13 protein-coding genes and 2 pseudogenes are annotated in these 12,493 nt (G+C 73.3%); 5 read left to right on the top strand and 10 right to left on the bottom strand.

Annotated features, from left to right (window positions below):
• The gene (locus tag AC5L3C_RS36480) at positions 1 to 1,596 is read left to right on the top strand and encodes a mucoidy inhibitor MuiA family protein (RefSeq protein ID WP_493653419.1); all 1,596 of its coding nucleotides are present in this window, start codon (positions 1 to 3) and stop codon (positions 1,594 to 1,596) included.
• A gap of 37 nt (positions 1,597 to 1,633) precedes the next feature.
• On the opposite strand, the gene AC5L3C_RS36475 is transcribed toward AC5L3C_RS36480, so the two are convergent.
• From AC5L3C_RS36475 to AC5L3C_RS36460, 4 genes and pseudogenes are all read right to left on the bottom strand, one after another.
• Positions 1,634 to 2,011 carry a MerR family transcriptional regulator gene (locus tag AC5L3C_RS36475; RefSeq protein ID WP_493653417.1) on the bottom strand — a complete coding sequence of 126 codons (378 nt, stop codon included), beginning with the start codon at positions 2,009 to 2,011 and terminating at the stop codon, positions 1,634 to 1,636.
• A gap of 64 nt (positions 2,012 to 2,075) precedes the next feature.
• Complete coding sequence (locus AC5L3C_RS36470) at positions 2,076 to 2,951, bottom strand: class I SAM-dependent methyltransferase (protein WP_493653415.1); 876 nt, start codon at positions 2,949 to 2,951, stop codon at positions 2,076 to 2,078.
• Positions 2,952 to 3,264: 313 nt separating this feature from the next.
• Positions 3,265 to 4,230 (bottom strand): annotated as a pseudogene (locus AC5L3C_RS36465) (trypsin-like serine peptidase); the annotation flags it as partial.
• Positions 4,127 to 4,747: pseudogene (locus AC5L3C_RS36460) on the bottom strand (MFS transporter); the annotation flags it as partial. The pseudogenes AC5L3C_RS36460 and AC5L3C_RS36465, both read right to left, overlap by 104 nt.
• Positions 4,748 to 4,917: 170 nt before the next feature.
• Between AC5L3C_RS36460 and AC5L3C_RS36455 the strand changes: the two are divergent.
• Positions 4,918 to 5,775, top strand: coding sequence for a hypothetical protein (locus AC5L3C_RS36455; RefSeq protein ID WP_493653414.1), 858 nt, complete (start codon positions 4,918 to 4,920; stop codon positions 5,773 to 5,775).
• A gap of 9 nt (positions 5,776 to 5,784) precedes the next feature.
• On the opposite strand, the gene AC5L3C_RS36450 is transcribed toward AC5L3C_RS36455, so the two are convergent.
• Positions 5,785 to 6,936, bottom strand: a complete 1,152-nt coding sequence (locus AC5L3C_RS36450) for a DUF3103 family protein (RefSeq protein ID WP_493653413.1) — start codon at positions 6,934 to 6,936, stop codon at positions 5,785 to 5,787.
• A gap of 228 nt (positions 6,937 to 7,164) precedes the next feature.
• Positions 7,165 to 7,605 (bottom strand): OsmC family protein, encoded by a 441-nt coding sequence (locus AC5L3C_RS36445; RefSeq protein ID WP_493653411.1) that lies wholly within the window; start codon positions 7,603 to 7,605, stop codon positions 7,165 to 7,167.
• 128 nt (positions 7,606 to 7,733) lie between these two features.
• On the opposite strand from AC5L3C_RS36445, the gene AC5L3C_RS36440 reads away from it, so the two are divergent.
• Genes AC5L3C_RS36440 through AC5L3C_RS36430 form a run of 3 tightly spaced genes read left to right on the top strand, consistent with a single transcriptional unit; the run spans position 7,734 to position 9,369 of the window.
• Positions 7,734 to 8,555 carry an alpha/beta fold hydrolase gene (locus tag AC5L3C_RS36440; protein ID WP_493653410.1) on the top strand — a complete coding sequence of 274 codons (822 nt, stop codon included), beginning with the start codon at positions 7,734 to 7,736 and terminating at the stop codon, positions 8,553 to 8,555.
• Positions 8,552 to 8,929: a class I SAM-dependent methyltransferase gene (locus tag AC5L3C_RS36435; protein ID WP_493653408.1), complete on the top strand. Its 378-nt coding sequence runs from the start codon at positions 8,552 to 8,554 to the stop codon at positions 8,927 to 8,929. The genes AC5L3C_RS36440 and AC5L3C_RS36435 overlap by 4 nt, the downstream gene beginning before the upstream one ends.
• A complete protein-coding gene (locus AC5L3C_RS36430; protein WP_493653407.1) occupies positions 8,929 to 9,369 on the top strand; it encodes a hypothetical protein in 441 nt (146 codons plus the stop codon). Before AC5L3C_RS36435 ends, AC5L3C_RS36430 begins: the two co-directional genes overlap by 1 nt.
• A gap of 256 nt (positions 9,370 to 9,625) precedes the next feature.
• Here the strand turns inward: AC5L3C_RS36430 and AC5L3C_RS36425 are convergent, their stop codons facing one another.
• The 4 genes from AC5L3C_RS36425 to AC5L3C_RS36410 form a co-directional block, all read right to left on the bottom strand.
• A complete protein-coding gene (locus AC5L3C_RS36425) occupies positions 9,626 to 10,684 on the bottom strand; it encodes a P1 family peptidase (protein ID WP_493653406.1) in 1,059 nt (352 codons plus the stop codon).
• Between the two features lie 33 nt (positions 10,685 to 10,717).
• Positions 10,718 to 11,611, bottom strand: a complete 894-nt coding sequence (locus AC5L3C_RS36420; protein ID WP_493653405.1) for a DMT family transporter — start codon at positions 11,609 to 11,611, stop codon at positions 10,718 to 10,720.
• 82 nt (positions 11,612 to 11,693) lie between these two features.
• On the bottom strand, positions 11,694 to 12,182 hold the full coding sequence (locus AC5L3C_RS36415; RefSeq protein WP_493653404.1) for an NUDIX hydrolase: 489 nt from the start codon (positions 12,180 to 12,182) through the stop codon (positions 11,694 to 11,696).
• Between the two features lie 47 nt (positions 12,183 to 12,229).
• On the bottom strand, positions 12,230 to 12,457 hold the full coding sequence (locus tag AC5L3C_RS36410) for a hypothetical protein (protein ID WP_493653402.1): 228 nt from the start codon (positions 12,455 to 12,457) through the stop codon (positions 12,230 to 12,232).
• Positions 12,458 to 12,493: the final 36 nt, after the last annotated feature.

Below are 12,493 nucleotides of genomic sequence, written 5' to 3'. Positions count from 1 at the left end.
ATGTCCACGTCGCCCACGTCATCCATGTCGTCCCCGTCGCCGGAGCCGGCCGCCCTGATCCCCCTGCCCGTCACCGCCGTCACCTGTACGGAGGACCGCGCGCACATCGAACGGACCGCCGTGCTCGAACTGGCGGCCGGTACCCAGCGGCTGCGCCTGGGGCCGGTCACCGCCCTGGCCGTCGACCGCACCCTGCACGCCGCACTGTCCGGCGGCCCCGCGGCGACCGTCCTCGACGTGCGGATCGTGCGCGCCTGGACGCCTCGCGAGCCGGGGCCCGGCGACGACGACTCCGCGCTGCGCCGCCGGGTGACGGCGCTCGAAGGGGAGCGGTCGGAGCTGGAGCAGCAGCGGGACCGGCTGGCCGCCCGGCTCGATCTGCTCGCCCGGCTGGCCGCCGATCTGCTGCGGGAGATCTCCGAGGGCGCCGGCCACGGCGAAGCGGAGAGCGACCGCTGGACGCGGGAGCTGGACCGGGTGGACGGCGAACGCGACGTCTACGGGGAGGAACTGCGGGCCGTCGAGGCGAGGCTGGCCCGCATCGCCGTCGAACTCTCCGAGGCCCAGCAGGCATGGGGCCTGACCGAGCGTGAGCCCGCGGAGCTGACCGGCCACGTCGAGCTGACCGTGCACGCCGAGGCCGCGGGGCGGACCGAGCTGCGCCTGGGCCACCTCACCCCGTGCGCCCTGTGGCGCCCTGCCTATCGGGCCGTGCTCGACGGGCCGAAGCTCACCCTGGACACGGACGCCATCGTGTGGCAGCGCACCGGCGAGGACTGGTCGGACGTACGGCTGACGCTGTCGACCGCCCGTTCGGCCGCGGCCACGGAGCCGCCCCGGCTGGGTGAGGATTGGCTGACGCTGACGGACCGCTCCCCCGCCGAGCGCCGTACCGTGCACGTGGACCTGCGCGAGGAGGAGGTCGCGGAGCTCGGCCCCGCCCCCGTGCCGGGGCTGCCGGGAGTGGACGACGGCGGCGAGGTGCGGGTCCTGCACGCCCCCGCGCCGGTCTCCGTACCGGCGGACGGACGCGCCCACCGGGTGCCGCTCTCCTCGTTCACCTCGTCCGCACGGACCGAGTACGCCTGCTCGCCCGAACTGTCACCGCTGGTCGACCAGGTGGTGCGGTTCGACAACGGGTCGGGGCACGCCCTGCTGGCCGGACCCGTCGACCTGATCGGCGGCAGCGGGTTCACCGGCCGCGGCACACTGGACTTCACCGCGCCCGGCGCGCCCGTGGACCTCGCCTTCGGCAGCCGCAACGACCACCGGGTGCTGCGGCACACCGAGGAGACCCGCGAGACCACCGGGATCACCCAGCGCACCGTCCTCACCCGCACGGTGCGGCTGCACGTCTCCCGCTTCTCGGCCCCCGGCGAGCGGGACGAACGGGTGATCGTGCTCCGGGAGCGCATCCCGGTCTCCGAGGTGTCGGCGGTGGAGGTCCGGCTGCGCCGGGAGGCGTGCTCGCCTGTGCCCGACGCGGTCGACGCCGACGGCATCGTCCGCTGGAACCTCCCGCTGTCCCCGGGCGCCCGGCGCACGGTCACTCTCGTCTACGAGATCTCGGCGAGCGGCAAGGTCAGCGGCCTCTGAGCCCGCAAGGGGAGGCGGCCGCACGGCGCATGGCCGGTCAGCAGGCCACCTTCGGGTCCAGGGTCTCCCGGAAGGCACGGCCCGCGGCCATCAGGGCGTCGAGCGTCTCCCTGGTGCGGATGAGTTCGTCGATGTGCGCGGAGAGCCGTTCGCGCTCCTCGGCCATCCGCTCCATGGCGACGTCGGAGTGTTCCTCGCTGGGTGCGTCGACACACGGCAGCAGGTCGAGGATGGTCCGGCTGGACAGACCACCGGCGTACATGCGCTGGATGAACCGGACCCGTTCCACCTCGTGCTCCGTGTAGTGCCGCTGTCCGCCGGCGCTGCGGGTGCTGGTGAGCAGTCCCTGTTCCTCGTAGTAGCGCAGCGACCGGACGCTGACCCCCGTGCGTGCGGCGAGCTCCCCGATGCGCATGACGTCCCTTCCGTGCCCCGTGGCACACGACCGGTCTCTCACATGGACGTGAGGTTTCAGCGTACTACCGGGCCCGGTGGCTACGGCGGGCCGCCCAGACCGTGCGCTCGGTCCGAGCGGCCGGGTCGCCGCGGCGCAGGATGCTGTGCGGGCCGTCGGGGTCGAGCAGCCGGTCCAGGGCGGTGAGGTCCTCGGCGGTCAGTGCGGAGGCGGCACCGGCCCGGAGACGGCGCAGACTGCTGAGGGCATAGCGGCCCACGGCGTCGGTGCGGGACGGGCCGACGCTGACGGAGAGGGTGCGTTCGCCCCCGATGGTGATGCCGGCCGCGGCCGGCATGCTCCCCCAGTCGGCTCCCCGGTGCGGCACGTGCGCGGCATGGTGGTGGCCGAGCGCGGCGTGGCAGCGCTCCTCGAGACCCGGGGCGGTCTCCGGGGCGTCCGCCGGCAGGAAACGGGGGAAACCGGCCAGTTCGACGACGGCGAACAGTCGGCCGGGGGCGAGCATCTCGCGCACCTTGCGCAGCGCGGCGCCGGGGTCGGCCATGTGGTGCAGGGAGGCCGATGCCCAGACGAGCTCCGGTGCGCCGAGGGCGGGCCGGCGCGCCGCGTCGACGTCCGCCCGCACCGGGCGCACCCGGTCCGCCACCCCGGCCGCGGCCGCGTTCTGCCGGAGCCGGCGCAGATGGGCGTCCGAGGAGTCGACGGCGGTGACCTCGGCCTCGGGGAAGCGTTCGAGCAGGGCGAGGGTGCCGGCTCCGGTCCCGCTGCCCAGGTCGACGATGTGACGAGGGGCGGCCTCCAGAGGGAGCCAGGCGGTGATGGACGCGGTGTGGCCGGCGAGTACGTCCGCGTCCAGGTCGAGGATCTCCGCCTGGTCGCCCTGGTCGCGGCCGGGCTTGTGCCGGTGGTGGGGCGTGTCGTGCGTGGTGGGGTGGCTCATGTGCCCACGCCAGGCGGGCCGGTGGCGGCCGGTCGGCCGGCTCCCGCGATGCGCGAGGCGATGGCCGGCCGGGCTGCCGGAGACGCAAGAGGGCGCGCCCGCCGGCCGGCGCGCGAAGCGCCGGCCGGCGGGACGCGGACAGCGGGTTCTAGTGCCCCGACAGGCAACGTTCGCCCCGTCGCGACGCCCGGCACGCACTCTCGCCGCACCGGCCGAAAGCCCAAGTACGTCCAGTACGAGGACTTCCGGCCGGCACGCCGAGAGCACGCACCGGACGCCGCTCCTTGACGGGCAAACGTTGCCTGCCGCGGCACTAGGAGGTCTGGGCCCGGTCGTACAGGGCCTTCGCCTCGTTGCCGAAGTAGGGCCCGAACATCCTGTTCGGCAGGAACGTGTAGCCGAAGCTGTTCACCGAGACCTGGAGGCCGGTGCCCGTCGTCTCGTCGAAGCCGGTGAACCAGGGGCCTCCGCTGGAGCCTCCCGTCATGTCGCAGCCGAGGCTGTGGTCCTGCGAGAAGAGGAAGTCCCTCGAGCTGTTGCCGCTGCAGTGGATGAGCTCGGAGCCGTCGTACGGGTCGGCGGCGGGAAAGCCGAAGGCGTACATCCGCTTGTTGTAGCCGCCGTTGAACTCCAGGCCCTGCGCGCCGACGACCGAGGTGAGCCGCTGTCCGTCCAGGGGTGCCACGACCGCCGCCCCGACGTCGTAGTTGATGTCCTCGCTCGCCTCCCACTGCGGGGTGGTCAGCGTGCTGGTGGCGCTCCACTGGCCGTACGGGGCCTCGCCGTTGTCGTACGCGGGCACGAAGACCCAGTTGGTGTGCCAGCTTCCCTGGTACTTCACGCAGTGCCCGGCCGTGATGACGGTGCTGGCGTTCTGGCTGGTGACGGCGTTGCCGGAGCAGGAGGCGGTGCGTCCCTGGAAGGTGAAGAACACCTTGCCCGAGGTGGACACCACGGCTCCGTCGCCGGTCCAGGGCCCGCCGGGCTCGGGGAAGGCGGTGGGTGCGGCGCCGGGCACGACGGTCGTCCCGCCCGCGTCGGACGGCGCGGGTGCCTTCAGGGTGGCGGCGGCCGTCGGGCTCAGTTCGAGGTCGAGGGGTGCGGCGCCGCGCATCCGGTCGGCGGTCCAGAACGTTTCGGCCCGGTGCCGTTCGGCCGCGGGAACGGTGCGGGTCGGTGTAGCCCGCGAGCGTGCCCAGTTCCAGGAAGCTGCCGAAGTAGCCGCGCCGGCGGTCGGGGGCGTACTCCGCGATGAAGGTGGAGGCGCCGCCGTACTCGCCGCCGGTGGAGAAGCCCTGGAGCAGCCGGAAGGCGATCAGCAGCAGCGGGGACCAGAAGCCCACGGCCGCGTAGGTCGGCAGCATGCCGATCGCGGCGGTGCCGATCGCCATGAGGATCATGGTCAGCGCGAGCACCTTCTTGCGGCCGATCTTGTCCCCCATCGGCCCGAAGACCATGCCGCCGAGCGGGCGCACGAGGAAGGCGACGGCGAAGGTGGCGAAGGAGGACAGCAGTTGCGCGGTCTCGCTCCCGGAGAGGAAGAAGACGCGGCCGATGGTGCCGGCGAGATAGGCGTAGATGCCGAAGTCGAACCACTCCATGGCATTGCCGAGCGAGGCGGCCTTGACCGCGCGCTTGACCGCCCGTTCATCCGTCACCGTGATGTCGGACCGGCGCAGCCGCAGGTTCTGGCGGCGCCGGAGGGCACGGAACAGGTGCGGGTGACGCTTGGCCGCCGCGGGATCGTGCGGCCCGTTGCCGGTGGGGGACGTGGCTGCGTTCCTTCCAGGACACAAGGCAACAAACGGAATGTATCAGGACTCATACGGAAACGCCTGGAAGAGCGCCTCACCTGTATGCCTCCGCTGCGCTGGTCACCCGGGCGGAGCGATGGTGCGGTGGGGGACGGGGGAAAACGCCCGGGGCAGCCGGCACCGGGCGGCCGTCCCGTCCTCAGGAGGCACTTGTGACCACCCCTCGCCCGTACGTCCGTTCGCTTCGCGTCCTGGCCGCCGCGCTGGCCGCCGGGACGCTGCTCGCCACGGCGGCCTGTTCCGGCTCGGACGACAGCGCACCGTCCGCGTCGGAGGTCTCCGCCACGGTGGCCGAGCGGGGTCTCGCCGCGCAGACCACGTCGCCCGAGTCGACGCCCGCCTCCCCGTCACCCGGCACGGACCTCAGCGAGACCGGCGCACGCTACGCGCTGATCACCCCGGCGGACATCGAGGGCGACTGGACCCAGGTCGACAACCCGCAGGAGTGGCGGAACTCCCTGCTGGTGGGGAACGTGGACGTGGCCGCGTTCCTCGAGGGCAGGAGCGACGCCGGCGACTGCCAGGGTCTCGTCGACGCGCTGTACGACGAGACCCTGCTGGGCCGCCCGTCCGGGGCGTCGGCGCTCACCGGGTTCCAGGAGGGTGACGCGCGGCTGCTCTACCAGGTCGCCGCGTACGACCAGGCCGGTCTCGACGACTCCATGAAGTGGCTGCACTCGCTGCCGGACACCTGCGACCAGTTCACCCTGACCGGCGGTGACGACGGCGACCGCACCGTCCAGGTCATCGACCTGTCGCTGCCGGACAGCGGCGATGACCGCCAGGGGCTGACGGTGACGGTCAAGGGCACGAGCGACGGCAACCCCGTGACGCTGAGCCTGGACGTCGCCGCCGTGCGGGTCGGGACGAGCGCCATCACGGTCACCAACGGCGGACTCGAGGGCGCCGACCACGACACCACCACGGCGGCGGTGGAACAGGGGACGCAGCGGCTCCAGGAGGTGCTCGCCGGGCGTACGCCGTCGCCCACACCCAGCGGCGTCGAGTGAGCGAGCGGGTCACAACTCCCGGACGAAGTACGGCTCCACGGTCATCCACCCGTTTCCGCGGGCGCCGTAACGGGTGCCGGTGAAGTCCCGGGCGAGGGTGTACCAGGAGTCGACGTAGTCCGGGTCGTCGGTCCACCAGTCGTCGGGGACGGCGTCCAGGACGGCGTTCACCAAGGGGATGTAGGCGCCCTGGTCGGTGATCGTGAGCAGCACGGCGGCGATCGCCTTGGCGAGGTCCCGGTAGTTGGTGCTGCCGTCCTCCTCCATCATGACCGCGTCGGCCAGGTCGTACTTGTAGTGGGACCAGTCGACCAGGATCTGCTGGGGCCGGTAGACGGTTCCGTCCTCGTCCAGGTACGGCATGTCGACGGGGTCGACCCTCACCTTGCCGTCGTGGCCGAAGCCGGTGACCAGAGTGTAGATCTCGGCGTCGCCCTTGATCCAGGGTTCCTCGTCGTCCGAGAGGCGGACCTCGGAGATGCGCGTGGTCCAGAAGCCCTCGGCGGCCGCCGGGGTCCGCGCCCGGCGGTCGGAGGCCGTGCCGGGGCGCGGTGCGGCGGAGTGCAGGCCGTACCCCGCGAGTTCCCGGTTCAGTACGTCCAGCCCGGCGGTCAGCGCCCGGGACCCGTCGATGTCGAGGACGTACACGGGGCGGTCGGGCGCCGTGTGCGCGTCGAGCGTGTGCGCCCGGCCCCGGGGGTCGTAGGCGGTGACGCTCATGACGTCGTCGTCGGACGTCGCCACGGCGACCCAGGGCGTGGCTCCCGCGGAGAGTGCCGCGCGCATGGAGGCGTCCCCGAGGCGCAGCCGGAGCAGCGGGCCGGCACCGGGGTCCAGGCCCTTGGCGGCGGCTATGCGGCGGTCGGCGGCGGACAGGGCGGGCGTGAGGGGGCTGCCGGCCTTCCGCGCCAGGTCGGTGACGGTCACCTCGTCGGAGGTGAGCGCCGCGCTGCGCACGGTGGCACGCCAGGCGGGGTCGGTGAGGGAGGCGGCCAGCGCTCGCGCGGCGGTGTCCTCGGCGGCGAGGACGGCGTCGGCGGTGGCGGGGGGCGCCGGGGCGGCCGTGGCGGGGGGTGCGGCGAGGGTGTGGCCGGCGGTGAGTGTGATGAGGCATGCGGCGAGGGCGCCGAGGCCGTGCCGGCGGGGGTGACGAGGTCTCACGTGGATCGATCCTCCTGGGTCGAGTGGTCGGGTCGGACTGCCAGGTGGAGCCGTGGAGCGGGTCTGTGCCTCTGTGCCGGGCGCGGGTCTATGCGAGTAGACCGCCCCCGCTCGAGAATGTCGGTGACATGACAGAAAGACAAGAGGGTGGACCGGGTCTCCGGGGAGGGCCCTGGGCTCCGGGCGGTGTTCCGGGCTTCCGGCGCCGACGGTGAGCGGTGCGGCCCGTCAGGCGTCCTTGATCACCGCGGTGACGGGCGTGCCGGTCTCGATCGTGCGGCTGACCGTGCAGAGGCGGTCGTGCGAGGCCCGCACCGCGCGGGGCAGGATCGCGCGGGCCCGGTCCGCGCCGTCCCCGTCCTCGAAGGCGACGTCGAAGGTCACCACGAGGTCGGTCATGCGGTTGCCCAGCTCGTCGCTGATCTTGTCTCCGGTCACCGAGACCGAGAACCGCGCGGGCTCGGCGTGCCGGCCGGTGGCCACGTCGACGTCCGCCGCCGTGCAGCCGCCGATCGCGGCGAGCAGCAGTTCGACCGGGGTGAATTCGGTGCTGTCGCCGGCGCCGGAGGCGGTGCCGAAGCGGAGCGTGCCGCCACGCGCGTTGGTGGCGACGTACTGACCGGAGGCGGTGCGCTCGACGACGACGGAACGCCGGGAGTCTTCGCTCATGTGCCGACAGTAGTGCGGGGCGGACCGCCGCCGTGGGACCGGCCGTCCACGCGCCGCCCCGGGCCCGTTGTGAGACGGTGGGCAGGAAGGCTCCTGTTTGGTTCCGCACGCGTTCAGGAGGCCGGACCATGGGCGAGATGATCGACGCCGGCGGCACGCGGTTCTGGGTCGAGCGCCGGGGTGAGGGACCGGACGTCCTGTTCGTCTCCGGGCTCGGTGATCCCGCGGAGGCATGGGAGGCACAGCTCGACGGGCTCTCGGACCGTCGCCGGCTCACCGCCTTCGACAACCGGGGAGTCGGACGCACACCTCTGCCGGACGGACCTCTCACGGTGGCCGGGATGGCCGACGACGCCGCCGCGGTGCTGCGCGCGCTGACGGTCCCGGCCGCCCATGTCGTCGGCTTCTCGGGAGGCAGCTTCATCTCCCAGGAGCTCGCCCTGCGGCATCCCGGACTCGTCCGCAGCCTCATCCTGGTGAGCACCTGTGCCCGCACCGACGCCTACTTCCGCCGGATGGCGGAGTTCTGGGACTGGATGATCGAGCGGGCCCCGAACGAGCGCGCCATGCTGGAGGCGTTCTACCTGTGGGTCTACACGGCGCGTGCGCACGAGGACGGGACCGTCGATCGGTTCATCGACGAGGCGCTGGCCTTCCCCCACCCCCAGTCCGCCGAGGCGTTCCGGCGTCAGCTGTCGGCGTTCACCGGGCACGACACCTTCGACCGGCTCCCGCGCATCGCCGTGCCGACGCTCGTCCTGGCCGGCGGAGCCGATCTCCCCACCCCGCCGCGCGTCGGCCGCGTGGTCGCAAAGCGGATTCCCGGCGCGGAGTTCGAAGTGCTGCCCGAGGAGGCGCATCAGTTCTTCCAGGAGATCCCCGACGTGTTCAACGCCCGTGCCGACGCCTTCTGGAGCAAGGCCGAGGCGGGGGGCGGCGCGCGGCCGTGACCGGTGCCCACCCTCGGGGCGAGGTGCCGGCCGGCGGCGGGTACGGGGAGAGCCTGTTCGCACCGGAGCACCCGCGCGAGGCCGAACGGATCGACGCGGCGGCGCTCGTGTACGACCCGTTCACGACGCGTCGTCTGCGGGCACTGGGGGCCGGGCCGGGCCTGCGCTGTCTGGAGGTGGGCGCCGGGACGGGAACGATCGTGCGGTGGCTGCTGGAGACGGCGGACGTCGACGAGGTGGTCGCCGTGGACCGGGACACCGAGGCGCTCGCACCGCTCGACGACCGGCGGCTGCGGGTGCTCACGGCGGATCTCACCGACGGGCGTCCGCTGCCCGGCACGTTCGATCTGATCCACGCGCCCGGTTCGTTCTGATGCATCTGCCGGACCGCCGGCGGCTCGTCTCACGGCTGGCGGGCCGGCTGAACCCCGGCGGGCTATTGGTGCTCGGCGACGCGGTGGAACTGCCGGACGTCCTCGGCCCGTCCTCCCCCTACCGGCGCACCATGGACGCCATGTGGCGGGCGCTCAGGGCGACGATCGGCACGGACATCGCGGCCGTGCCCTCCTATCCGCGCTTCCTCAGGGAGGAGGGCCTGCGGGATGTCGCCGCGGAGGTCTTCTGCCCGCCGCTGGTGCCCGGCGGCCCGGCCGCCCTCGTCTGGTCCGAGACCTGGAGCCGCATGAGACCGCAACTGGAGGCGACGGGCCTGGTCGACGCCGACGTGGTGGACGAGGCCCTGACCTACCTGTCCTCACCGCACCTCGCCGAACTGGGGCCGGGGATGGCGATGGCGTGGGGGCGGCGGGGGTGAGGGGGCGCGGCCATGAGGGGCGGGGCGTCCTGGCGGCGGACGGACCCGGTGTCCGCGCGACCGGCCGGGGTCCGCACGGGCAGCGGGCCCGTGGGTACCCCCGCCGCCGGCGAGCCCGTGGGTTCACGCGGCCGACAGGGCCCGGTGGCTCCGCGAGCTCGCCGGGCGCACGGGGTCCGAGCGACCGGCGGGCCCGTGAAGTTCACCGGTCCCGGTCCCGGTCCCGGTTGCGCCGGCGCCCGCGGGGAGTGGCCTCTTACCTCCGGTCCACCGGAGGTGTGGCCAGGGTGGTGAGGAGCAGGTCTGTCGGGAGGGCCTCGGCGGTTCTGCCGCGGTGGCCCGTGGTCGTTGTCGCGGCGAGCAGGGAGTTGAGGACCGCCTCCTCCACCCCGTCGAGGACCGCTTCGAACAGCGGACCCAGTGCGGCGTCGGCCACGGTGGGGCCGGCGGCCGGGCGGGTGCTGAAGGCGATGGCGTAGTCGCCGCTGCCGTGGCTGTAGGACGCGCCCGTGCGCGCGAGGGCGAACACCGCCCGCCGCGCGATGCGGGTCAGCTGACGGGCGTCGAGCGGTGCGTCCGTGGCCACCACGATCATGCAGGATCCCGTGTCCGCGACGGGCGCCCGCCCCGGTGACCCCGGGGTGACCGTACGGCCGAGCACCCGCAGGGTTCCGCCGAAGTTCGCCTGGACCAGCACGCCCACGGTGTGGCGCCGGTCCCCGAGACCGGGGACGCGCGAAGCCGTGCCGATGCCGGCCTTGTAGCCCAGGGCGACGGTGCCGCATCCGGCGCCCACGCAGCCCTCGGTCACCGGTCCGCCGGACGCCCCGTCGAGGGCGGCCCTGACGTGCTCCTCGCGGACCGGCCGGGAGCGGATGTCGGACAGGAACCCGTCGTTGCACTCCCCCACGACGGGGTTGAGACTCAGGGTCTCCTCGCAGCCGGGGCGCTCGAGCATCCAGCCGACGAGGGCGTCGGCGACGCGGAACGCCGACAGCGTGGAGGTCAGCAGCACGGGCGTCTCCAGCGCGCCGAGTTCGGTGAGCTGGGTCGTCCCGATGATTTTGCCGTAGCCGTTGCCGGTGAACACGCCCGCGGGCAGGGGCGTGGCGGGCCCCACGGTGTCGGGCACGACGGCGGTGACCCCGCTGTGCACATCCGGGTGCTCGCGGACGCTGGTGTGCCCCACGCACACGCCCGGTACATCGGTGATCGCGCCGAGCGGTCCGGCCGGGATGTCTCCGATGACGATGCCGAGGTCACGGGCCCGGCGTCGGGCGCCCGGTGCGGGGTGGGGGTGAGGCAGTGGGTCCATACGGCCGGACGTTACACAGTGGCGCGGGCGGTCTCACGGGGCCTCGGCGGGGGCGTCGGCCTCCTCACCGGCCAGGGACCGGGCGAGCGGTGCCTTCGAGAGGGCGAGCACACCGGAGACGATCAGCGCGACGCCCAGCAGTTGCAGCAGGAGCCACCAGCCTCCGCGCACGTACTCGGCGTAGACCGTGATGCCGAGGGCCAGGCTCACGCTCGCGTCACCGAGGGTGATGGCCGGCTGTGAGGCGACGAGGGGGCCGGACTGCATCGCGTTCTCCAGGAAGAACAGCGCGCACGCGCCGAACACGGCGAAGCCGTAGGTCTGCCAGGTGGAGAAGAACGCGGTGATGCCGCCGTCGTCGAGCGTGTGCATCGACGTCTTCATCAGCGCCGCCGTCACCGCGTACGAGACCGCGGTGGCCAGTCCGAAGCACGCGGCGCGTGCCCGGCCCTCGGGTCTGCGCAGGGCGGCGAGCACGAGACCGGCGATCGCTGCGGTGCACACGGCGAGTGCCGGGATCCAGTGGTCCATCGGTACGTGCGTGCGGTTCCCGGTGGGCGATGCGGCGACCAGGGCAACGGCGAGCCCTCCCACCACCGCGCAGACCGCCGCCCAGCCCGCGGCGGACAGCCGGCCCCGGAGCAGGACCGAGGCGATGACCAGGGCGAGCGGCAGCTCCAGCACGAAGAGCGGCTGAACGACCGTCAGCGGTCCCGTGGCGAGGGCCACGGCCTGGCAGACCGCCGCGGCGATGACGGCGGCGATGCCCAGGAGCCAGACGGGGCGCCGGAGCAGATCGAGCATCAGCCCGGCCCGCAGCTTGTCGGAGCGCGGCACGCTCAGGGCGGCCTTGCGCTGGAGAACGGTCGCGAGAGCGTTGCTGAACGCGGCACCCAGCGCGAACAGGACGGGCAGCAGGATGTACACCGTGTGCGTCCTCCGGAACGACGAGACGGCCCGCCCCCACTCCCTGCCATGGTGACCCGCCCCGCCCCCTGCGCGCGAACGCTCACCCGAGGGCGCGGTACCGCTCGAACGCCTCGCGGGCGTCGGGGACGAACGCCTCGTGCCGGACCAGCTCCCGGAGTTCGGGCTCCGTCAGCCAGTCGTGCCAGGCGATCTCCTCCGGGTCGGGCCTGATGGGCACGGTGACGACGGCCTCGTGCAGTCCGAGCCAGTAGGGGCTGATCACACCGGCGCACCTGAAGTTGAACACGAACTCCGGGCGGGCCCGGACTCCGAGTTCCTCCGCCAACTCGCGCGCCGCGGCCTCCTCGTAGGACTCACCGGCCTCCGCGGCACCGCCGAGCATCCAGTTGAACCCGCCGGGGAATCGTTCGGCGTCATGCGGACGGCGGTGCACGAGGAACCGACCGGCGGCGTCGCGGCACACGACCGTCGCGATGCGGTGCAGCCACCTCCGGCTGATGGCGTCGCTCCTGCGGACGACGGAGACGACCTCGTCGTGCTCGTCGACCCGTTCGACCAGTTCACCCATGTGCCCCATCGTGCCGGACGGCACTGACAGCCGGGGCTGGTCGCCGGTCAGCTGTGGGCCGTCCACACGTCCGGTCCGCCGCCGCGCCACTCGACCAGGGTGGACCGGCGCATCCAGTCGTCGTCGACCTCGTCCAGCCCGGCCAGGCGCAGGAATTCCACGACGTCCAGGAGCCCGTACGCCATCCCCAGGAACCGCGCGCCCGCGCGGACCCGGCGGCCGCCGTCCTCACCGGGCGGGTAGATCACGACGAGGGGCGGCTGGTCGGCGGACATGGTCCCAGCCTGCTACGGGTGGCACCCACGCGCATA

It is taken from the genome of Streptomyces speibonae (genome assembly GCF_984686075.1).
Note: the sequence above shows the minus strand (reverse complement) of the source record. Positions and strands in the feature narration are given on the sequence as shown.

What these genes read in the sequence shown, in the direction of transcription:
- AC5L3C_RS36480 (WP_493653419.1), top strand. Translation starts at nt 1, where the DNA reads ATGTCCACGTCGCCCACGTCATCCATGTCGTCCCCGTCGCCGGAGCCG.
- AC5L3C_RS36475 (WP_493653417.1), bottom strand. Translation starts at nt 2,011, where the DNA reads ATGCGCATCGGGGAGCTCGCCGCACGCACGGGGGTCAGCGTCCGGTCG.
- AC5L3C_RS36470 (WP_493653415.1), bottom strand. Translation starts at nt 2,951, where the DNA reads ATGAGCCACCCCACCACGCACGACACGCCCCACCACCGGCACAAGCCC.
- AC5L3C_RS36445 (WP_493653411.1), bottom strand. Translation starts at nt 7,605, where the DNA reads ATGAGCGAAGACTCCCGGCGTTCCGTCGTCGTCGAGCGCACCGCCTCC.
- AC5L3C_RS36440 (WP_493653410.1), top strand. Translation starts at nt 7,734, where the DNA reads ATGGGCGAGATGATCGACGCCGGCGGCACGCGGTTCTGGGTCGAGCGC.
- AC5L3C_RS36430 (WP_493653407.1), top strand. Translation starts at nt 8,929, where the DNA reads ATGCATCTGCCGGACCGCCGGCGGCTCGTCTCACGGCTGGCGGGCCGG.
- AC5L3C_RS36425 (WP_493653406.1), bottom strand. Translation starts at nt 10,684, where the DNA reads ATGGACCCACTGCCTCACCCCCACCCCGCACCGGGCGCCCGACGCCGG.
- AC5L3C_RS36415 (WP_493653404.1), bottom strand. Translation starts at nt 12,182, where the DNA reads ATGGGTGAACTGGTCGAACGGGTCGACGAGCACGACGAGGTCGTCTCC.
- AC5L3C_RS36410 (WP_493653402.1), bottom strand. Translation starts at nt 12,457, where the DNA reads ATGTCCGCCGACCAGCCGCCCCTCGTCGTGATCTACCCGCCCGGTGAG.